The sequence below is a fragment of the Methylibium sp. genome (assembly GCF_035762065.1).
Lineage (GTDB): Bacteria > Pseudomonadota > Gammaproteobacteria > Burkholderiales > Burkholderiaceae_C > Methylibium.
In genome coordinates this window covers 26,440-44,893 of record NZ_DASTPW010000002.1, presented here as the reverse complement: position 1 = coordinate 44,893, position 18,454 = coordinate 26,440, and the positions used below count along the sequence as shown (strand labels likewise).

Sequence of the window (18,454 nt, the reverse complement as noted above, 5' to 3'; positions counted from 1 at the left end):
CCGTGACGCTGCGGCTCGCCGAGCAGCACTGCCTGCCGCAGGACGGCGGCAGCGCCTACACCCCGTACGAGATCAAGGTGCACCTCGCGATGGTCGCGGGCTGGTCGCTGGTGGAGGGGCCGCCGCAGGCGATCGAGAAGACCTACCGCTTCGCGCACTGGCACGAGACCGTCGCCTTCGTCAACGCGCTCGCATGGATCGCGCAGCGCGAGGACCATCATCCGCAGCTCGCCGTCGCCTACGACCGCTGCGCGGTGCGGCTGGACACCCACGCAGTGGGCGGGTTGTCGCTGAACGACTTCATCTGCGCCGCCAGGTTCGACGCGCTCGTCACATGAAGACGCAGCGTTGATGGCGGCAGGCATCGCGATCGTCGTGGCCGGCCACGGCCGCCATTACTTGGTCGAGGACGCGCAAGGCAGGCGCCACCTCGGCCACCCGCGCGGCAAGAAGAGCGAGGCGGTCGTCGGCGACCGCGTGCGCTTCGAAGTCACCGGCGACGCCAGCGCGGTAATCGAGGCGATCGAGCCGCGGCGCAACCTGCTGTTCCGCCAGGACGCCTGGAAGACCAAGGCCTTCGCCGCGAACCTCGACCGGCTGCTGGTCTGGCTCGCGGTCGACCCGAGCTTCGGGGAATCGCAGCTCGCGCGCGCCCTGATCGCCGCCGAGTCGGCGGGCATCGCGACGACCGTCGTCCTGAACAAGACCGACCTCGCCGGCCATGCCGAGCAGGCCGCGCGTCTTGGGCCGTACCGGGCGATGGGCTACGAGGTCGTCGAGCTTTCGTTGAAGACCCGGCGCGACGCGGCGCAGGAGCGGCTTGCGCCGCTGCTGAAAGGTGCGACGACGCTGGTGCTCGGGCCTTCGGGTGCCGGCAAGAGCAGCCTGATCAACGCGCTGCTGCCCGATGCCGGCGCGCAGGTCGGTGAGATCTCACGTGCACTGAACTCGGGCCGCCACACGACGACGAGTTCGCAGTGGTACTGGCTCGATCGCGAGCACGGCAGTGCGCTGATCGACAGCCCGGGCTTCCAGTCCTTCGGTCTGCAGCACGTCGAGCCGGCCTCGCTGGTCGCCTGCATGCCGGACCTGCGCGCGCATGCCGGCGACTGCCGCTTCTACAACTGCACGCACCGCAGGGAGCCGGGCTGCGCGGTGGTCTCGGCAGTGCAGCAGGGCGCCATCAGCGAAAGCCGCTGGCGCATCTACCGCGAGCTGCTCGGCGAGCACGACGCCACCCGCGACGAAGGCCCGCGCCGCGCCTGATCGCGCCGCGACTGTCGCCCCGCGCCGACAGCCTCCCTAGAAGCTCTGTCGGTCAACCGACAGATCGCTCGCAGTTGCAGCGCATTGCGGGGTTCGAAGCCTGCGAGCCGGCGGTCGTGCGTTCGTGGGTCGAAGGCGGCGTGCTGGTGCGCGCGGCACGCGGCGAGTTCGTCTGCCGCCGCGACGACCAACGCCACGAGCTGCTGCTCGTCGTCGAAGGCGCGGTGACGCTGGGCCGGCTGCTCGGCCAGCCGAACGGGCACGTCGCGCTCTACCTGCGCCCCGGCGATCTGCAAGGGCTCGTCGCGCCGTTCGACGGCGGGCCGACCCGCTACGACGGGATGGCGCACGAAGCCTCGCTGCTGTTGACCATTCCGCGGGGCATCGTCACCGAGGCGATGCGCCGCGATGACGCCGTGCGCGACGCTGGTGCGCCACCTCGCGCACCGCAGCCGCATCGTGCACAACCGCCTCTACGACACGGTGCGGCTGCCGCTGGGCGCGCGGCTCGCGCGGCTGGCCGCCGAGGGCGTGCTGCGCGGGCGCAGCGTGCTGCTGGTCGACGACGACCCGGTCGTGCGCCTGATCCTCGGCAGCCACTTGCGCCATGCCAGCGCCGAGGTGGACGAGGCGACGGACGGCAAGGAGGTCGTCGATTGCGCGCTGCGCCAGGGCCGCAGCCACGACGCGATCGTGATGGACGAGCACATGCCGGCGCTTTCGGGCGCGGCCGCGACCCGACGCATCCGTGCGCATCAGGGCAGCCAGGGCCAGCGGCCGACGCCCATCCTCGGCGTGTCGTCGGACGCAGGCGCAAGGACGCGCCGCTTCATCGGCGCCGGCATGAATGCGCATCTCGCCAAGCCTTTCGGCCGCGACGAGTTCATCGCCGCGGTACAGCGGCTGCTCGCCAGCGGCTGAGCCTGCGCTGCCCGCCCTGACAACCGGCACGTCGGACAACGCCTACATGCCGTCAGCGCTTCGGCCGCTTCGGCGCCCGGCGGCGGGTCGCGACAGTCATGCACTTCCTTCGTTGTGGGTGCCATGCCGTGAACCTCTCACCCAGCCGTCACCCGGCTTTCATCGCCATCGCCTGCCTGTCGCTGCTTGCGGCATGGAGCACGCCGGAAGCCGACGTGGCGCCAGGCCAGTCGACCTTGGCACTCGTCGAAGCCCTGCCGCCGACGCTGCGCACGCCGCCCAAGCTCGAAGCAGATTGCCTGACGCACGCCGCCGCACAGCGCGCGCTGTGCGTCTATGCGGCCACGCGCAGCGGCTCGATCGACGCTCCGCCGGCACCCCACATGGCCGCGGACAGCGCGGGCGCGCTTGGCGCGGCGCGCTCGGCGAAGTCGGCCACGCGGTCGACGCATTCGAGCGTGCTCACGACCTCGCTGCTGGACGAAACCCATCGTCTGGAACGCTCCTTGCTGCCCCGTTGATGCGACGCCCGCCCGACTCCGCTCCCATGAGCTATCCACCGATCACGCGCACGCCGCCGCCTTCCACCTTGTCGCTGCACGCCGAGCCCGGGCTGTGGGCCCTGATCCGCGAAGACCTCGCCAACCATGGCGGCCGCTGGGGCGCGCAGGGCTTCTGGGCGCTGGCGGTGCACCGCTTCGGCACCTGGCGCTACCGCATTCGTTCGCCGCTGCTGCGCAAGCCGCTGTCGGCGCTCTACAAGCTGCTGTTCAAGCTGGTGCAGATCGCGGCGGGTATCGAACTGCCTTGCGAAGCGAAGGTCGGCCGCGGTGTCGTCATCGACCACTTCGGCGGGATCATCGTCAGCGGCTACGCGGTCATCGGCGACGGCGTGCGGCTGCGCCAGGGCGTGTCGATCGGCCTCGCTCACTGCGAGGAACCGTGCGCCCCGGTGATCGGCAAGCACGTCGAGATCGGCGCCGGCGCCAAGCTGATGGGCCGCATCACGATTGGCGACCACGCGATGATCGGCGCCAACGCTGTGGTGCTCAAGGACGTGCCGGCGCATCACCTCGCGATCGGCGTGCCGGCGCGCATCCGCTCGCGCAAGCGCGAAGAGGCGGCGATGCCGGCCTGACCGGCAGGGACCCTGCGCCGTGACCGGGAGGGTCCCTGCGCCGCCGCGTCAACGGGTGCGGGCGGCGGGTTCGCGGCGCAGGTCGCGGCCGTAGCCGTTGCCGCCACGGCCGGCGGGGCGCCGTTGTCCATGGCGCTGGCCGGGCAGCGGCTTGGCGGGGCGCGGCCTCGGCGGCGTGGGTTCGAGCCCGGGAATCACCTGCGCCGCGATCGGCTGGCGCGTATAGGCCTCGATCGCGCGGATCTTGCCGCGCTCGCGGTGCTCGGCGATCGTGATCGCGATGCCACTGCGGCCGGCGCGGCCGGTGCGGCCGATGCGGTGCACGTAGTCCTCGGCCTTCATCGGCAAGCCGAAGTTGATGACGTGGCTGATGCTCGGCACGTCGAGGCCGCGCGCAGCGACATCGGTGGCGACCAGCACGCGCACGTGGCCGTCGCGCACGTTCTGCAGGCGGCGGTTGCGCACCGCCTGCGGCATCGCGCCGTGCAGCGCGATCGCGCTATGGCCCTGCTGCTGCAGCTGCTCGGCGATCAGCTCGGTGTCGCCCTGCGTGCTCGCGAACACCACCGCCTGGTCGACCTCGGTATCGCGCAGCCAATGCTCAAGGAGCTTGTGCTTGTGACCCAGATCGTCGGCCCAATGCAGGGTCTGGGTGATGTCGGCATGCACGTCCTGCGCGGTCGCGAGTTCGAGCCGGCCCGGCTTGCGCATCAGCTTGGTCGCGAGCGCCATGATGCGCGGCGCGAAGGTGGCCGAGAACATCAGCGTCTGCTCGCGCGCGGCCGTCGCGTCCTGGATGGCCGCGAGGTCGTCGGCGAAGCCAAGGTCGAGCATGCGGTCGGCCTCGTCGACCACGAGCACCTGGGTCTGCGACAGCACGATCTGCCCGCGCGAATGGAGGTCAAGCAGCCGGCCCGGCGTCGCGATCACCAGTTGCGCGCCACGCAGGTCGTAGAGCTGCTTGCCGAACGGCATGCCGCCGACCACCGTGGCCACTCGCAGTGTGCGCAGCGCATCGCGCAGCGGGTTCTGCTTGGCCTCGCCACGCAGTTGTTCGCTGGCGCCGCGCATCAGGTCGATCGCGTCGGCGCAGACCTGCTGCGCGAGCTCGCGCGTCGGGCACAGCACGACCGCGCGCGGCGTCGCCGCGCGGGTCGCTTCGGCCGGGCCGGCATGGAGCAGGCGATGCAGCAGCGGCAGCAGGAAGGCGGCGGTCTTGCCGCTGCCGGTCTGGCTGCTGACCATCCAGTCGCCGCCGGCCATCGCGGCGGGGATGGCCTGCGCCTGCACGTGCGTCGGCTGGGTGAAGCCGAGCGCGGTCACCGCATGCAGCAGCGGCGCGCAGAGTTGGAGTTCTTGAAAGGTCGAAATGGGAGAGGCAGTCACGAAGCAATTCCGCCGGCTTGACCGGCGGTTCCGTCGGGTCGCGCCTTGCATGCGGCAAGTGCGCGACGGTGGTCCATACATCGGGCCACAGACGGAAGGCGACTTGCGTTGCCATGGCCCTTCGAAAAGGAGACGCGGGAAGCGCCTCGGGGGCCGGACTGTGACGATGCTCGAGCTTCGCTTCGGAGAAACGAAACGCGCCGCTGTTCGAGCGGCGCGGACGGATTGTGGCACGGGGCCAGGCTATCCCGAGCGCAGGCGCGAGCAAAAACCCTCGAATGGCGAGCCGTCGCTGCTTCAGGCCCGCTTGTGCCCGCGGCGGGCGCTGCGCGAGTCGACGCGGCGCGGGCGCGTCGCCCGCGCCGCAAGTCGCCTGTTATGGAGCCGCCGGCTTGTCCGACAGCGCCTTCATGTTCTCCTGCAGTTCCTTGCTCATCGGCACGCCGAGGTTGATGCCCTTCGGCGGGATCGGCGACTGGAACCACTTCTTGTAGAGCTTCTCGAATTCGCCGCTCTTCATCAGGCCGGCGAGCACGCCGTCGACAAGGCCCTTGAACGCCGGGTCATCGCGGCGGACCATGATCGCGTAGGGCTCGACCTGGATCGGCTCTCCGACCACCGCCAGCTCCGCCGGGTTCTGCGACGAGGCGCGCAGGCCGTACAGCAGGATGTCGTCCATCGCAAAGGCTTCGGCACGGCCGCTCTGCACCATCAGCGCCGACTCCGCGTGGTCCTTCGCGCCGAGCAACTCGAAGCCGACCTTCTTCTCGTCGTTGAGGCCGCGCATGATCTTGTAGTTGGTCGTGCCCGTCGTCGAGACAACGTTCTTGCCGGCCAGGTCCTCGAGCTTCTTCACCGGCGAGCTGCTTTTCACGAGGAAGCGCGTGCCGGTGTAGAAGTAGTTGGTCGCGAAGGCCACCTGCTTGCCGCGTTCGACGTTGTTGGTCGTCGAGCCGCATTCGATGTCGATCGTGCCGTTCTGCAGCAGCGGGATGCGGTTGGCGGAGGTCACGGCCTGCAGGTTCACCTTCATGTCGGCGCGGCCGGTGACCTTCTTCACCTCGTCGGCGATGCGGTTGCAGATCTCGAAGCCGAAGCCGACCGGCTGGGCCTTGTCGTCGAGGTAGCTGAACGGGATCGACGACTCCCGATACGCCATCGTGAAGGCACCGCTTTGCTTGACTTTGTCGAGCGTGCCTCCGGCTTGGGCCCAGGCTCCCTGAGCGGCGAGTCCGACCACGGCGCAAGCCGCGACACGCGAGACAAGAGATGAGATCTTCATGGCACATGCTCCCCTGATGGATGTGAGAGGGGCGGAGTGTGGCCGCGCCGCGCGCTCAGGCAAAGCGCCCAGGCAACACGACGGGGAAGCCCCGATTCCTAGAATCGCGCCGATGCAGCAAGCCCGCCCCGACGACCTCTTCGAAGACCTCGGCCACGGCATCACCGCGATCGACACCGGCTTCGTGCGCCCGCGTTTCGACGCCGCCTACCTGATCGTCCACGCGGGCCGCGCCGCCTATGTGGACACCGGCACGAACGACGCGCTGCCGAGGCTGCTCGGGGCGCTCGCCCGCCAGGGGCTCGAAGCGGCCGACGTCGATTACCTGATCGTCACCCATGTCCACCTCGACCACGCCGGCGCCGCCGGCAGCCTGATGCGCGAGCTGCCGAACGCGAAGCTGGTGGTCCACCCGCGCGGTGCGCCGCACATGATCGACCCGAGCGCGCTGGTGAAGGGCGCGAGCGCAGTCTATGGCGACGAGGAGGTCGCGCGTACCTACGGCGTCGTGCAGCCGGTGCCCGCCGACCGGGTGCTCGCGACGCACGACGGCATGACGCTCGATCTGGCCGGCCGGCCACTGCATTTCATCGACGCGCCCGGCCACGCCCGCCACCACCACGGCATCTGGGACGAGGCGAGCCGCGGCTGGTTCACCGGCGACTGCTTCGGCATCTCCTACCCGGAGTTCGCGAGCGCGCACGACCGCTTGGTGATCCCGACGACGACGCCGGTGCAGTTCGACCCCGTCGCGATGAAGCACACGATCGGCCGGTTGCTCGAAAGGAACCCAGCGCGCATGTACCTCACGCACTACGGCTGCATCGACACGCCGTCGAGCTTCGGCGCGCAGCTGCTCGAGCAGGTCGACGCGATGGTGGCGATCGCGCGCGCGGCCGGCGGCGCCGACCGGCACGCCAGCCTGCGCGAACACCTCGGCCGGCTCTACCGCCAGCGCTGGCGCGAACGCGGCAGCACGCTCGACGACGCGGCGATGGACGCGCTGATCACGGTGGATGTCGAGTTGAACGCCCAGGGCTTGGGCGTGTGGCTCGACCGCCCCGCGAAGGCGAGCGCATGAACGTCAAGGCGGCGACCCACTACGGCCTTGCCGGCCGCGCGACGGTCGTGACCGGCGCGGCGCAGGGCATCGGCGCGGCCTGCGCCGAGCGCTTCGCGCGCGAAGGCGCGCCGGTTGCGCTGTGGGACATCGATCGCGCGAAGGCCGAGGCGCTGGCCGCGCGCCTGCGCGGCGAGGGCGCGCAGGCCGTCGCGATCGGCTGCGACGTGGCCCACGCTGCGGGGGTGAAGGCCGCGCTCGACGCGACGCTCGCCGCCTTCGGCCGTGTCGACGTGCTGGTCAACAACGCCGGGATCTTCAAGGCCGCCGATTTCCTCGACGTGACCGAAGCCGACTGGGACCGCGTGATTGCGGTCAACCTGAAGGGCCACTTTCTCGTCGGCCAGGCCTGCGCGCGCGCGATGGTCCAGCGCGGCGGCGGCGCGATCGTCAACATGAGTTCGGTCAACGGCGTGCTCGCGATCCCGAACATCGCCAGCTACAACGCCAGCAAGGGCGCGATCGACCAGCTCACCCGCGCGATGGCGCTGGCGCTCGCCGAGCGCGGCGTGCGGGTCAACGCGGTCGGCCCCGGCACGATCGCGACCGAGCTTGCCGCGCAGGCGGTGCTCACCAGCGAGGCGGCGCGCTCGCGCATCCTCACGCGCACGCCGCTCGGGCGGCTCGGCGAGCCGCAGGAGATCGCCGAGCTGGTCGCCTTCCTCGCCAGCGACGCGGCGAGCTATCTCACCGGCCAGATCGTCTATGCCGACGGCGGCCGGCTCGCACTGAACTACACCGTCTCGCCTTCATGAGCGCGGCCGCCTTCGCGGTCTCGACCGGTGTCGTCGCTGCGAGCGAAATCGGCGACAAGACACAGCTCCTCGCCCTCCTCCTCGCCGCCCGATTCCGCAAGCCGGGGCCGATCGTCGCCGGCATCCTGATCGCGACGCTGGCGAACCATGCCGCGGCGAGTGCGCTCGGGGCCTGGGTGCAGCGTGCGGTCTCGCCCGAGCTGCTGCGCTGGGCGCTGGGCCTGAGCTTCTTCGCGGTCGCGGCTTGGACGCTGAAGCCCGACGAGGCGCCCGACGACACCGCGACACCGCGCGCCTCGGCCTTCGGCGTCTTCGGCATCACGACCGTCGCGTTTTTCCTTGCCGAGATGGGCGACAAGACGCAGATCGCGACGGTGATGCTCGCGGCCAAGTACGCCTCGGTGTGGTGGGTCACCGCCGGCACCACGCTGGGCATGCTGCTCGCCAACGTGCCGGTGGTGCTGCTCGGCGACAAGCTGCTGCACCTCGTGCCGCTGCAATGGGTGCGCCGCATCGCCGCCGCGCTGTTCGCGCTGCTCGGCGTGCTGGTGCTCGCGGCTGGCGGCTAGGCGTTCGCGGGCGCTAGCCGGGGCGCGGCGCGCGCCTCGCGGATCGGCAGGTGCAGCAGCGCGGCACCGAAGGCCAGCAGGATGTCGATGACCCACAACGCGTCGTAGCTGCCGGTCCATTCGAACGACTTCCCGCCGAAGTAGGCCCCGAGGAAGCCGCCGATCTGGTGCGCGAGCATCGCGATGCCGAACAGCGTCGCCATGTTCGCCGGCCCGAAGAACTTCGCGACGAGCCCGGCCGTCGGCGGCACGGTGGACAGGAAGGTCACGCCGATCACCGCGGCAAAGGCCAGCATCACCGCCTCGGTCTTCGGCGCGAGCAGGAAGGCCAGGACCGCGACACCGCGTGTTGCATACACGAGCGCAAGCAGCGACTTCATCCGCCAGCGCCCGCTCTGAAAGCCGATGGCCCAGCCCATCGCGAAGCTGCCGACGATGTTGAAGGAACAGCCCCATCGACTGCCGCACGCCCATCGTCAGCGCGAAGCAGCCGGCGGCGGCCAGCAGCACGAGGCCGGTCGCCGGCACCCGGGCACGCGAGGCCGCGGCGGGCTCAGGCATCGCCGGGCCCGGTGGTGTCGATGCGGTGCAGGCAGTCGTCGAGCAGCGCGTGCAGCGCCGCGACCCGTTCGGCGCCGAGCCGTGCGTTCAGCGCGAGCTGCGCCTGCTTCCACGCGCGCTGCGCCTCGGCCCGCAGCGCACGGCCCGCGGCGGTGGCTTCGACCAGGCGGCTGCGCGCGTCGTCCCCCGGGCCGAGCTCGACCCAGCCGGCCGCGAGCAGCGGCTGCAGGTTGCGGGTGAGGGTCGAAGGGTCGAGCCGCATGCGCTGGGCCAGCGCCGAAGGCTGGATCGGGCCGAGCTTCACCACGTGCGAAAGCAGCGAGTACTGCGTGTTCTTCAGGCCGGTGGCGCCGACGTAGCCGTCGTAGTGCCGCGTCACCGCGCGGCTGAGCTGGCGCAGCTTGAGGTTGGTGCAGCCCTGCGGCGAGGGCGCTGTCGCGGAGTCGATCGCCATCGGAAGATTGTAGGTGCAATACTTGCAGCTACATCCATCCATCCGGGGACCCGCGATGAACCGACGACTGAACGACACCGAAGCGCAGGCCCAGCTCGAGCGCTGGCAGGCCGACGAGGCGCGCGTGCGCGCACAGATGCTCAGCAAGGGGCAGCAAGCCGGCTTCCGGCGCCCGCACGAAGTGGCGCACCTGTCGGGCATCGAGCTGTTCGAGGCGATGTTCCGCGGCGAGCTGCCGTTCGCGCCGATCGGCGAGACGCTCGACTTCCTGCCGGTGCACATCGAGCCCGGCGTAGCGATCTTCCAGGGCCGGCCGCAGCAGCGCCACTACAACCCGATGGGCACCGTGCACGGCGGCTGGTACGCGACGCTGCTGGACTCCTGCGTCGCCTGCGCGATCCACGCCGCGCTGCCGGCGGGCAGGGCCTACACCACCGTCGAACTGAAGATCAACCTCGTGCGCGCGCTGACCGACAAGACCCCGTTGGTGCGCGCCGAGGGCCGGCTGATCCACCTCGGCCGCAGCATGGGCACCGCCGACGGTCGGCTGGTCGGGCACGACGGGACCTTGTATGCCCATGCCTCGACCACCTGCTTCATCCTCGAAGTGCCCGGCGCGCGCGGCGGGCCGGGCGGCCCTGCGGCGTGACGCGCTTCTCGCCCTCGACGCGCGCGCACGACAAGCACCGTTTCCACCCCACAGTTCCGCGGACCGTGACGCCCCCGGCCGCTTGACGCGGCGCGGGCCGGACTTCACCCTTCGAGCCATGCAGCAAGGCATGGATTTCGACGCTTCACCGGCCGCGGTCGACGACGCGCCGGCCTGCGGCGTCGAGCCGCTGCGCGACCCGCGCCCGCTGCTGCGAAAGACGCTCGACGACTGGCAGCGCCACCATCCCGGCGGCGACTTCTGGGTGTTCGGCTACGCCTCGCTGATCTGGCGCCCCGAGTTCGCCGCGGCCGAGCAGCGCCGCGCGCGCGTGCACGGCCACCATCGCGCCTTGCAGATGCGTTCGCGCATCAACCGCGGCACGCCGCAGGTGCCGGGGCTCGTGTTCGCGCTGGTCGCCGGCGGCTCCTGCGCCGGCATGGTCTACCGCATCGAGCGCGCCCGCGTCGAAGCCGAGATGCAGCGCCTCTGGGACCGCGAGATGCCCACCGGCGTCTACGACCCCAAGTGGCTGCCCTGCCAGACCGCGCAGGGCCCGGTGCGCGCGCTCGCCTTCACCTTGAGCCGCAGCAGCCCCAGCTACACCGGCGAGCTCGACGACGCGAGCTTGCTGGGCATCCTGCGCCACGCGCGCGGCAAGTTCGGCAGCACGCTGGACTACCTGGTCGAGACCGGCTGCTGCCTGCGCAAGCACGGCATCCGCGACGCGACGGTCGAGCGCCAGCTCGCGCTCGCCCGCGCACACGGGCTGGTGCGCTAACGCGGTACGGCCTGCGCCTCGCCGCCGGCGAAGCGGCGCAGATCGGCCGGCGTGTCGATGTCGATCAGCACGCCCTCGTCGTCGAGTTCCACGCCGTGCGCCGGGTAACGCGCGACCAGGCGCCGCGCGCCTTCGTCGCCGCTGAGCTGCACCAGCTCCGAATACAGCTCCGCCGCGAAGCCGACCGGGTGACCGCGCCGGCCGCGGTGCTGCGCGTACGCGACCGGATGCCCGGCCAGTTCGGCCGCCACCAGGCGCAGGCTCTCCGGCCGCAGCGCGGGCATGTCGCCGGGCAGGATCAGCCAGCCGCTCGCATGCGGCCGGGCTGCGACGCCGATCGCGATCGACGTGCCCATGCCTTCGGGCGACGAGCCCTGCGACGGCAGCGGCGCCACGTCGCGCGCCGCCACCGTGCGCGTGACTTCGGCGAGCAGCGCCGGGGCGGTGACGACCACCAGCGGCAGCCGGCTTTGCAGCACCACGGTGAGCGTGCGGCCGATCACCGTGCTGCCGCCGCCCAGCGGTTGCGCGAGCTTGTGGGTCGCATCGTCGCCGGCGGCTGCTGCGAAGCGCGTGCCGCGGCCTGCGGCCAGCACCACGACGACCGCCGCCGCCTCGTCCACCTTCCGAACCGCACCCTTCACGACCACGCCGCGCTCCTTCTCGGGCCGCGCCTCCCTGACGGCGCAGACCCCATCAGACCGCGAGCGGCGCGTGATCGAAACTCGGTGCTGTACCTAGGGCCCAGCCCTGAAGAAGGTGCGCTTGTGCACGCTCCATCGCGTGACGGTCCGAGGCTCGAAGCCGCGGGCGTCACACGACAGGAGGATTTCCCTCAGGCCACGTCGTCGAAGGGCAGCTTGCGCAGCCGCTTGCCGGTGAGCGCCGCGACCGCGTTGGCGATCGCCGGCGCGATCGGTGGCACGCCCGGCTCGCCCAGGCCGGTGGGCGCCGCGGTGCTGGGCACGAAGTGCACCGCGACCTTCGGCGCGTCGCCGATGCGCACCGGCGGGTAGTCGGTGAACTGCGACTGCTCGACGACGCCGTCCTTCAGCGTGATCGCGAAGCCTGGCTGCGTCATGCCGATGCCGAACACCGCGCCGCCCTGGATCTGCGCCTCGGCGCCGGTCGGGTTGACGACCTGGTTCGCGTGCACGCCGGCCGTGACCGCGTGCACCTTCGGCCGCCCTTCAGCCATCGACACGTCGACGACGTAGGCGACCACCGAGCCGAACGACTCGTGCACCGCGACGCCCCAGGCGTGACCCGTGGGCAAGGGCTTGCCGTAACCGGACCGGTCGACCGCAAGCTTCAGCGCCGCGATGTGGCGGCCGTGCTTGGCAGGATCCAGCCGCGCGAGCCGCCAGGCGACCGGGTCCTCGCCCGCGGCGCGCGCCACCTCGTCGGCCAGCGTCTCCATCACGAAGCCGGTGTGGGTGTGGCCGACCGAGCGCCACCACAGCACCGGCACCGGCGCCTCGGGGTGGCTGACGCGCAGGCGCATCGGCATGCCGTAGTGGTTCTCGACGACGCCCTCGGTCATCGTGCCGTCGATGCCGTCCTTCACCAGGAAGGACTCGAAGGGCGTGCCCTTGAGGATCGACTGGCCGACGATCGCGTGGTCCCACGCGAGCACCTTGCCCTTCTCGTCGAGCCCGATCTCCACGCGGTGCACATGCATCGGCCGGTAGTAGCCGCCCTTGATGTCGTCCTCGCGGCTCCACATCACCTTGATCGGCACGCCCGGCTCCTTCTGCGCCCAGGCCTTGGCGATCGCCGCGGCTTCGCGCAGGTAGTCCGAGGTGGGCACCGCGCGCCGGCCGAAGCCCCCGCCGGCGGGCAGCGTGTTGAGCGTCACCTGCTCGGGCTTGAGGCCCAGCGTCTCGGCCACCGCGAGCTGGTCGATCGTCTGGAACTGCGAGCCGGCCCAGACGGTGGCGCGGTCCTTCTTTACCTCGAAGGTCGCGTTCAGCGGCTCCATCGGCGCGTGGGCGAGGAAGGGGAACTCGTAGTCGGCGCTGATCTTCTTCGCCGCGCCCGAGAGCGCCGCGACGTCGCCGCGCAGCGCGGTCATCTTCGGCTGCCTTGCCTCGTCGCGGTAGCTGGCCAGCAGCGCATCGCTCGAGGTGGTGCCGCCGGCCGTCCATTGCACCTTCAGCGCGTCGCGCGCCTGCTTCGCCGGCCAGTAGCCGCTGGCGATGATCGCCAGGCCGCGGCCGCCACGGTCGGTCGGCACTTCGATCACGTCGGCCACGCCCTTGATCGCCTTCGCAGCGCTCGCATCGAAGCTCGCGACCTGGCCGCCGAAGGTCGGTGCGCGCATCAGCAGCGCGACCTTCTGGTTGGGCAGGCGCATGTCGATGCCGTAGCGCTTCTGGCCCTTCGCGGTCGCGACCGCATCGATGCGGCCCTGTCCCTTGCCGATCAGCCTGTAGTCGGCCGGCGCCTTCAACGTCACCTTCTTGGGCACCGGCTGCTTCGCGGCGGCTTCCGCAAGCGATGCATAGCTGGCCTTCCTGCCGCCGTGGCTGACGAAGCCGGCGGCCGTCTTGCACTCGGCCGGCGCCACCTTCCACTGCTCGGCCGCGGCGGCGACCAGCATCTGCCGCGTCGCCGCGCCGATCTCGCGGTGCTGCTGCCAGGAGTTCGGCACCGCGCTCGAGCCGCCGGTCATCTGGATGCCGAAGACCGGGTCCTTGTAGGGGTCGCCGGCCGGCGCGAGCGTCGAGCGCACCTGCTTCCAGTCGACGTCGAGTTCCTCGGCCACGAGCATCGGCAGCGCGGTCAGCGCGCCCTGTCCGAAATCGAGCCGGTTGACGCGGATCTCGACGGTGTTGTCGGGAAGGATGCGCACGAACGGCGACGGGTCGGCCGGCGGGGGCGCGCTCGGCTTCGCGCCTTCGGCCGCTTGCGCGTCGAGCCCGCTGGCATACACGGCGAGCCCGCCGCCGGCGAGCGCCGCGAGGCGCAGGAAGTCGCGACGCTCCAGCGCAGCGGCGGACGAAGCGTTCGATGCGCCCGCGAGGCGCTTGGCGATGACGGCGTGTTCCATCCCGGCCTCCTCAGGCGAGCGTCTTCGCGGCGTCATGGATCGCCGCGCGGATGCGTTGGTAGGTGCCGCAACGGCAGACGTTGCCGGCCATGGCGGCGTCGATGTCGGCATCGCTCGGCTTCTTCTTGCTCTTGAGCAGGCCGGTCGCGCTCATGATCTGGCCGCTCTGGCAGTAGCCGCATTGCGCGACGTCGTGCTTGACCCACGCCGCCTGCACCGCGCGGCCGACGCGATCGCCTTCGATCGCCTCGATGGTCGTGACCTTCTTGCCGGCCACCGCCGAGACCGGCATCACGCAGGAGCGCGTCGGCGCACCGTCGACGTGCACGGTGCAGGCACCACAGGCCGCGACGCCGCAGCCGAACTTGGTGCCGGTCATGCCGATCTCGTCGCGCAGCGTCCAAAGCAGCGGCGTCGCGGGATCGACATCGACGGCAACCGGCTTGCCGTTGAGGTTGAAGCGGGTCGTCATGCGTCTCTCCTACTGCACTGCTGCGAGCGCGAAGGCGCGGACTGTGCGCCGCGGCGGCGGGCGTCCGCGGCTGTCACGGCAATTCCGAGCGCGGGCGAGGGAGAAGTGTGCCAAGGTCTCGCCGACGAGCCCGGCAGCATCTTCGCGGCCCGCGCGCGCACCGCGCCTAGACTGCCCCGCATGACTGCCACCCCCTCCCCGCCTCCGCTTGCCGACCTGCGCAAGAGCTATGAGCTCGGCGCCCTCGACGAAGCCGATGCCGCCGCGGATCCGATGCAGCAGTTCCAGCGCTGGTTCGACGAAGCGCGCAGCGCGCAGGTGCTCGAGCCGAACGCGATGACGCTGGCGACCGTCGGCGCCGACGGCCGGCCTTCGACGCGCGTCGTGCTGGTCAAGGGCCTCGATGCGCGGGGGCTGGTCTGGTACACGAACTACGAAAGCCGCAAGGGCCGCGAGCTGGAGGCGCATCCCTGGGCCGCGCTGCAGTTCCATTGGGTCGCGATGGAAAGGCAGGTGCGCATCGAAGGCCGCGTCGAGAAGTCCGACCCCGACGAAGCGGACCGCTACCACGCGAGCCGGCCGCTCGCCTCGCGCATCGGCGCCTGGGCCTCGCCGCAAAGCCGCGTGATCGCCTCCCGGCAGGTGCTGGAAGAGCTGACCGCCGAGGCGCAGGCCCGTTTCGCGAGCGAGCCGCCGCGCCCGCCGCACTGGGGCGGCTACCGGCTCGTGCCCGATCGCTGGGAGTTCTGGCAGGGCCGGCGCAGCCGGCTGCACGACCGGCTGCGCTACACCGCGCAGCCCGACGGCCACTGGCTGCGCGAGCGGCTCGCGCCCTAGAAGCTCACCCGCAAACCGGCGCTCAGGCTGCGGCCCGGCAGCGGCGCGAGGCCGCGCACCGTCGAGATCGACGCGGCGTTGAAGGCGAGCTCGTCGGTCGCGTTGTCGAGCTTCAGGTAGACGAGCGCGTCCGTCCCCGCCACCACCAGCCGCTTGCTCGCAGCGAAGTTCAGCAGCGTGTAGCCGTCGGTCGGCACGTCGTCGGACGGCACGCGCTTCTGGCGCTCGGCACGCACGACCTCGGCGCGCAGCATCCAGCCGTCGAGCGAGTAGGTCGCGCCGGCCTTCAAGCGCAACGGCGCGATCCGCGGCAGCGGCTCGCCGGTGCTGCGGTTGGTGGCGCGCAGCAGGTCGAGCGTGCCGTCGAGGTCCAGCGCGCCCTGCCCTTCACCGCCGTCGATCGCGCGCCAGCCCCCTTCGATCTCCGCACCCACGAGCCGCGCCTTCACCGCCTGGAAGGCGTGGATCGGAAAGGCCTCGCCCTCGTCGCCGACGAACTCCGGCTCCCCGGTGCGCAGCAGCGCGATGTAGTTCGAGTAGCGGCTCGCGAAGCCGCCGACGCGCAGATGGCTCGGGCCGGCGCGCCATTCGAGCGCGGCCTCGGCGTGGTCGCCGCGCTCCTCGCCGAGGTTGGCGTCGCCGCGCTCGAAGGCGGCCGTCGCGACGTGCACGCCGTTGGCGAACAGCTCGTAGTTCGTCGGCGCGCGCTCGGTGCGCGCAAGGTTGCCGGTCGCGCGCCAGCCGCTGCCGAGCGAGCCGGCGAGATCCAAGACGCCGCCGAGCGCGACGCTTGCGCCGGTGAAGCGCCGCTGCCGCGGCGCGCCGAAGCGCGGATCGGCACCGTCCGCATCGCCGTCGGAGGCGACGCGCGTGCGCTCGACGCGGCCGCCGAAGCTCAGCCTCGACGCGCCTTCGAAGGCAAGCTCCTCGTGGACGAAGGCGGCCAGCTGACGGGTGCGGGTGGTCGGCACGAACGCCTCCTCGCCGAGCGCCTCGAAGCGCGCGTTCTCCCCCTGCAGGCCGAGCACGCCCTTCAGGGGCCGGCCGCCGAACGCGATCGGCCGGTGTTCCAGCTCGAAGCGGCCGTCCGCGCCCTTGTTCTTGAACGTGGTGCCGACGTCGCCGCTGCCCTCGATTTCCTCGTGCCGGTAGTCGGTGCTCTGCAAGCGGCCGCGCACGGCGACGAAGGGGCCGGCGAGATCGCGCACTTCGCCGGCGAGCGCAAGCTTGTCGCGCTTCATGCGGATCTGCACGTCCTCCTCGGCGACGATGCCGTAGTCGTTGCGGTAGGTGTCGGCCGCGAGGCCGAGGTAGCCGTGGTCCCAGACCAGCGAGCCGCCGAGTGCGCCACCCTTCGCCTCGCTGGCCGAGTTGACGATGCGGTCGCGGCGCTCACTGCCGCCGCCTTCCACCGGGCGATCGAAACCGGGCACGCGCAGGTCGTCGGTCTTGCGCCGAAAGGCGTCGGCGTGGAGCACGAAGCCGCCGCCACTGGCGTTCGTCGGCTTCGCGCCGGCCTCGACGAGGCCGCTGGCCGCGCGCTCGCGCGCCGCGCCGCCACCGCGCCATTCGACGGCGCCGTCCACGCCGTCGAGCGGCGCGATCGGGATGCGGTTGTCGATCGCGTTGACGACGCCGCCGATCGCGGAGCCGCCGTAGAGCAGCGCGGCCGGGCCGCGCAGCACCTCGATGCGCTGCACGACCAGCGGATCGAGCGGCACCGCGTGGTCGAAGCTGAGGGCCGAGGCGTCGAGCGTCGCGCCGGCGTTGTTCAGCACGCGGATGCGGTCCCCGTCCTGGCCGCGGATGACCGGCCGGTTGGCGTTGGGGCCGAACCAGCTCGACGACATGCCGGGCAGGCCGTTCAGGCTGTCGCCCAAGCTGCTGCCGCGGCGTAGCACCAGGCCGTCGCCGGCGAGGACGCTCGACGGCGTCGCGAGACCGTCGCTCGCGAGCGGGTTGCCGGTGACGATCACCGGCGGCAGCGTCGGCGACGGCGATTGCGCGAGAGCGATCGAGGCTGCGCCGGCCAGCGGCAGCAGCGCGAAGCGAAACCCGCGGCGCGCGGCGCGCGGGGCGAGGAAGGAAGCAGAAGGCATGCGCAGACCCGCGGTTGCCGCGGGCTCCGAAAAAGACTGACGGGTGCGCGTCGAGGTCGGCCCGGGGCCGGCGTCGAGGCGCTGGAACGCGGCGGGGGCCGCGGATCGTCAGGCCGCCCGGGGCGGGCCGCGTGCGAGGTAGAGCGGGTCGGCGCTGCGCGCCTGCCCGCGGCGCGGCGCGGCGACGGGCGCAGGCCGTGGCGCGTCGGCCGGCAGCCCGAGCGTGGCGACGAGCAGGGAGTCGGCCAGGGTGAGCTGGTCGAACAGCCGGCATTGCTCGGCCTGCGCGCCGTCGTGGCCGAACGCGGCCGCGGCGTGGCCGGCTTCGCCTGCGAGCTCGCGGCCTTCGGCCAGCCGGTGCTCCGCCGCGACCGCCGGCCCGTGCACCGCGCGGTGCGCGAGGCCCAGCGATTGCGCCGCCAGCAGCAGCACGACCAGCGCGGCGGCCGCCCAGCCGCCGAGTACGGCGCGGTGCGGGCGGCAGGTCGGGGGACGCATCGATCGAGTATCGACGAGCCGTCAAGCCCCGCCAGACGGGGTCAGGCCTTGCGGTACTGGCCGAAGGTGTGCCGGAACTTCTCGAGCTTCGGTGCGACGACGAAGGCGCAGTAGCCCTGGCCCGGGTGCTGGGCGAAGTAGTTCTGGTGGTAGGCCTCGGCCGGCCAGTAGTTCGCTTCGGGCCGGACCTCGGTGACGATCGTGCCGCGCACGGCACCGCTGGCCTGCAATTCGGCGATCACCTCGCGCGCGATGCGTGCCTGCTCCTCGTTGTGCGTGTAGATGCCCGAGCGGTACTGCGTGCCGACGTCGTTGCCCTGGCGGTTCGGCGTCGTCGGGTCGTGCACGACGAAGAAGATCTCGAGCAGCTCCCGGTAGCCGATCACCTTGGGATCGAAGCGCACGCGGATCACCTCCGCATGGCCGGTGTCGCCGCGGCAGACCTGTTCGTAGCTGGGCTTCGTCGCATGGCCGTTGCTGTAGCCGGACTCGACCGCGACGACGCCCTTCACGTCGAGGAACACCGCCTCGGTGCACCAGAAGCAGCCGCCGCCGAGGGTCGCCACCTCGGTGTCGGCATTCGTGTTCGCGGTCGTCATCGCAAGCTCCTTTCT

The 18,454-nt window shown here is 71.6% G+C and carries 20 protein-coding genes and 2 pseudogenes; 12 read left to right on the top strand and 10 right to left on the bottom strand.

Annotated features, from left to right (window positions below):
- The first annotated feature begins 2 nt into the window (after positions 1–2).
- From VFR90_RS00415 to VFR90_RS00395, 6 genes and pseudogenes are all read left to right on the top strand, one after another.
- Positions 3–338 carry a 4a-hydroxytetrahydrobiopterin dehydratase gene (locus VFR90_RS00415; protein ID WP_414676470.1) on the top strand — a complete coding sequence of 112 codons (336 nt, stop codon included), beginning with the start codon at positions 3–5 and terminating at the stop codon, positions 336–338.
- Between the two features lie 13 nt (positions 339–351).
- Positions 352–1,266: a ribosome small subunit-dependent GTPase A gene (rsgA, locus tag VFR90_RS00410; protein WP_326403909.1), complete on the top strand. Its 915-nt coding sequence runs from the start codon at positions 352–354 to the stop codon at positions 1,264–1,266.
- 116 nt (positions 1,267–1,382) lie between these two features.
- Positions 1,383–1,616: pseudogene (locus VFR90_RS17660) on the top strand (cyclic nucleotide-binding domain-containing protein); the annotation flags it as partial.
- A 58-nt stretch (positions 1,617–1,674) separates the two neighbouring features.
- Complete coding sequence (locus VFR90_RS00405; protein ID WP_326403908.1) at positions 1,675–2,187, top strand: response regulator; 513 nt, start codon at positions 1,675–1,677, stop codon at positions 2,185–2,187.
- 98 nt (positions 2,188–2,285) lie between these two features.
- Positions 2,286–2,708, top strand: coding sequence for a hypothetical protein (locus VFR90_RS00400; RefSeq protein ID WP_326403907.1), 423 nt, complete (start codon positions 2,286–2,288; stop codon positions 2,706–2,708).
- 26 nt (positions 2,709–2,734) lie between these two features.
- Positions 2,735–3,325 (top strand): serine O-acetyltransferase, encoded by a 591-nt coding sequence (locus VFR90_RS00395; protein WP_326403906.1) that lies wholly within the window; start codon positions 2,735–2,737, stop codon positions 3,323–3,325.
- Between the two features lie 48 nt (positions 3,326–3,373).
- Here the strand turns inward: VFR90_RS00395 and VFR90_RS00390 are convergent, their stop codons facing one another.
- Together VFR90_RS00390 and VFR90_RS00385 are read right to left on the bottom strand one after the other, a co-directional pair.
- Positions 3,374–4,711, bottom strand: coding sequence for a DEAD/DEAH box helicase (locus tag VFR90_RS00390; protein ID WP_326403905.1), 1,338 nt, complete (start codon positions 4,709–4,711; stop codon positions 3,374–3,376).
- A gap of 376 nt (positions 4,712–5,087) precedes the next feature.
- Positions 5,088–5,993, bottom strand: a complete 906-nt coding sequence (locus VFR90_RS00385) for an amino acid ABC transporter substrate-binding protein (protein ID WP_326403904.1) — start codon at positions 5,991–5,993, stop codon at positions 5,088–5,090.
- Between the two features lie 112 nt (positions 5,994–6,105).
- Between VFR90_RS00385 and VFR90_RS00380 the strand changes: the two genes are divergently transcribed.
- Genes VFR90_RS00380 through VFR90_RS00370 form a run of 3 tightly spaced genes read left to right on the top strand, consistent with a single transcriptional unit; the run spans position 6,106 to position 8,437 of the window.
- The gene (locus tag VFR90_RS00380) at positions 6,106–7,074 is read left to right on the top strand and encodes an MBL fold metallo-hydrolase (RefSeq protein WP_326403903.1); all 969 of its coding nucleotides are present in this window, start codon (positions 6,106–6,108) and stop codon (positions 7,072–7,074) included.
- Entirely contained in the window at positions 7,071–7,868 is a 798-nt protein-coding gene (locus tag VFR90_RS00375; protein WP_326403901.1) for an SDR family NAD(P)-dependent oxidoreductase, read from the top strand. The genes VFR90_RS00380 and VFR90_RS00375 overlap by 4 nt, the downstream gene beginning before the upstream one ends.
- Positions 7,865–8,437, top strand: a complete 573-nt coding sequence (locus VFR90_RS00370) for a TMEM165/GDT1 family protein (protein WP_326403900.1) — start codon at positions 7,865–7,867, stop codon at positions 8,435–8,437. Before VFR90_RS00375 ends, VFR90_RS00370 begins: the two co-directional genes overlap by 4 nt.
- Here the strand turns inward: VFR90_RS00370 and VFR90_RS00365 are convergent.
- Together VFR90_RS00365 and VFR90_RS00360 are read right to left on the bottom strand one after the other, a co-directional pair.
- Positions 8,434–8,880, bottom strand: a pseudogene (locus VFR90_RS00365) (MFS transporter); the annotation flags it as partial. The gene VFR90_RS00370 and the pseudogene VFR90_RS00365 overlap by 4 nt on opposite strands.
- A 110-nt stretch (positions 8,881–8,990) precedes the next feature.
- On the bottom strand, positions 8,991–9,452 hold the full coding sequence (locus VFR90_RS00360; protein ID WP_326403899.1) for a MarR family winged helix-turn-helix transcriptional regulator: 462 nt from the start codon (positions 9,450–9,452) through the stop codon (positions 8,991–8,993).
- A gap of 55 nt (positions 9,453–9,507) precedes the next feature.
- On the opposite strand from VFR90_RS00360, the gene VFR90_RS00355 reads away from it, so the two are divergent.
- Together VFR90_RS00355 and VFR90_RS00350 are read left to right on the top strand one after the other, a co-directional pair.
- Complete coding sequence (locus VFR90_RS00355) at positions 9,508–10,101, top strand: PaaI family thioesterase (protein ID WP_326403898.1); 594 nt, start codon at positions 9,508–9,510, stop codon at positions 10,099–10,101.
- 130 nt (positions 10,102–10,231) lie between these two features.
- The gene (locus VFR90_RS00350; protein ID WP_326403897.1) at positions 10,232–10,882 is read left to right on the top strand and encodes a gamma-glutamylcyclotransferase; all 651 of its coding nucleotides are present in this window, start codon (positions 10,232–10,234) and stop codon (positions 10,880–10,882) included.
- Here the strand turns inward: VFR90_RS00350 and VFR90_RS00345 are convergent.
- From VFR90_RS00345 to VFR90_RS00335, 3 genes are all read right to left on the bottom strand, one after another.
- Positions 10,879–11,532: a nucleotidyltransferase family protein gene (locus tag VFR90_RS00345; protein ID WP_326403896.1), complete on the bottom strand. Its 654-nt coding sequence runs from the start codon at positions 11,530–11,532 to the stop codon at positions 10,879–10,881. The genes VFR90_RS00350 and VFR90_RS00345 overlap by 4 nt on opposite strands.
- Before the next feature lie 185 nt (positions 11,533–11,717).
- On the bottom strand, positions 11,718–13,934 hold the full coding sequence (locus VFR90_RS00340; RefSeq protein ID WP_326403895.1) for a xanthine dehydrogenase family protein molybdopterin-binding subunit: 2,217 nt from the start codon (positions 13,932–13,934) through the stop codon (positions 11,718–11,720).
- Between the two features lie 10 nt (positions 13,935–13,944).
- Positions 13,945–14,406: a (2Fe-2S)-binding protein gene (locus VFR90_RS00335; protein WP_326403894.1), complete on the bottom strand. Its 462-nt coding sequence runs from the start codon at positions 14,404–14,406 to the stop codon at positions 13,945–13,947.
- Positions 14,407–14,586: 180 nt separating this feature from the next.
- Here VFR90_RS00335 and pdxH point away from each other — a divergent pair, with 180 nt between their 5' ends.
- The gene (gene pdxH / locus VFR90_RS00330) at positions 14,587–15,243 is read left to right on the top strand and encodes a pyridoxamine 5'-phosphate oxidase (protein WP_326403893.1); all 657 of its coding nucleotides are present in this window, start codon (positions 14,587–14,589) and stop codon (positions 15,241–15,243) included.
- Here the strand turns inward: pdxH and VFR90_RS00325 are convergent.
- From VFR90_RS00325 to msrA, 3 genes are all read right to left on the bottom strand, one after another.
- Positions 15,240–17,342 (bottom strand): TonB-dependent receptor, encoded by a 2,103-nt coding sequence (locus VFR90_RS00325; protein ID WP_326403891.1) that lies wholly within the window; start codon positions 17,340–17,342, stop codon positions 15,240–15,242. The two genes, pdxH and VFR90_RS00325, sit on opposite strands and share 4 nt — an antisense overlap.
- A 108-nt stretch (positions 17,343–17,450) precedes the next feature.
- A complete protein-coding gene (locus VFR90_RS00320; RefSeq protein WP_326403889.1) occupies positions 17,451–17,840 on the bottom strand; it encodes a hypothetical protein in 390 nt (129 codons plus the stop codon).
- Between the two features lie 41 nt (positions 17,841–17,881).
- Positions 17,882–18,439, bottom strand: a complete 558-nt coding sequence (msrA, locus tag VFR90_RS00315) for a peptide-methionine (S)-S-oxide reductase MsrA (RefSeq protein WP_326403887.1) — start codon at positions 18,437–18,439, stop codon at positions 17,882–17,884.
- Between the last annotated feature and the right edge of the window lie 15 nt (positions 18,440–18,454).

What these genes read in the sequence shown, in the direction of transcription:
- VFR90_RS00320 (WP_326403889.1), bottom strand. Translation starts at nt 17,840, where the DNA reads ATGCGTCCCCCGACCTGCCGCCCGCACCGCGCCGTACTCGGCGGCTGG.
- VFR90_RS00355 (WP_326403898.1), top strand. Translation starts at nt 9,508, where the DNA reads ATGAACCGACGACTGAACGACACCGAAGCGCAGGCCCAGCTCGAGCGC.
- VFR90_RS00350 (WP_326403897.1), top strand. Translation starts at nt 10,232, where the DNA reads ATGGATTTCGACGCTTCACCGGCCGCGGTCGACGACGCGCCGGCCTGC.
- VFR90_RS00325 (WP_326403891.1), bottom strand. Translation starts at nt 17,342, where the DNA reads ATGCCTTCTGCTTCCTTCCTCGCCCCGCGCGCCGCGCGCCGCGGGTTT.
- VFR90_RS00380 (WP_326403903.1), top strand. Translation starts at nt 6,106, where the DNA reads ATGCAGCAAGCCCGCCCCGACGACCTCTTCGAAGACCTCGGCCACGGC.
- rsgA (WP_326403909.1), top strand. Translation starts at nt 352, where the DNA reads ATGGCGGCAGGCATCGCGATCGTCGTGGCCGGCCACGGCCGCCATTAC.
- msrA (WP_326403887.1), bottom strand. Translation starts at nt 18,439, where the DNA reads ATGACGACCGCGAACACGAATGCCGACACCGAGGTGGCGACCCTCGGC.
- pdxH (WP_326403893.1), top strand. Translation starts at nt 14,587, where the DNA reads ATGACTGCCACCCCCTCCCCGCCTCCGCTTGCCGACCTGCGCAAGAGC.
- VFR90_RS00375 (WP_326403901.1), top strand. Translation starts at nt 7,071, where the DNA reads ATGAACGTCAAGGCGGCGACCCACTACGGCCTTGCCGGCCGCGCGACG.
- VFR90_RS00405 (WP_326403908.1), top strand. Translation starts at nt 1,675, where the DNA reads ATGACGCCGTGCGCGACGCTGGTGCGCCACCTCGCGCACCGCAGCCGC.
- VFR90_RS00400 (WP_326403907.1), top strand. Translation starts at nt 2,286, where the DNA reads ATGCACTTCCTTCGTTGTGGGTGCCATGCCGTGAACCTCTCACCCAGC.
- VFR90_RS00335 (WP_326403894.1), bottom strand. Translation starts at nt 14,406, where the DNA reads ATGACGACCCGCTTCAACCTCAACGGCAAGCCGGTTGCCGTCGATGTC.
- VFR90_RS00385 (WP_326403904.1), bottom strand. Translation starts at nt 5,993, where the DNA reads ATGAAGATCTCATCTCTTGTCTCGCGTGTCGCGGCTTGCGCCGTGGTC.
- VFR90_RS00360 (WP_326403899.1), bottom strand. Translation starts at nt 9,452, where the DNA reads ATGGCGATCGACTCCGCGACAGCGCCCTCGCCGCAGGGCTGCACCAAC.
- VFR90_RS00340 (WP_326403895.1), bottom strand. Translation starts at nt 13,934, where the DNA reads ATGGAACACGCCGTCATCGCCAAGCGCCTCGCGGGCGCATCGAACGCT.
- VFR90_RS00370 (WP_326403900.1), top strand. Translation starts at nt 7,865, where the DNA reads ATGAGCGCGGCCGCCTTCGCGGTCTCGACCGGTGTCGTCGCTGCGAGC.
- VFR90_RS00395 (WP_326403906.1), top strand. Translation starts at nt 2,735, where the DNA reads ATGAGCTATCCACCGATCACGCGCACGCCGCCGCCTTCCACCTTGTCG.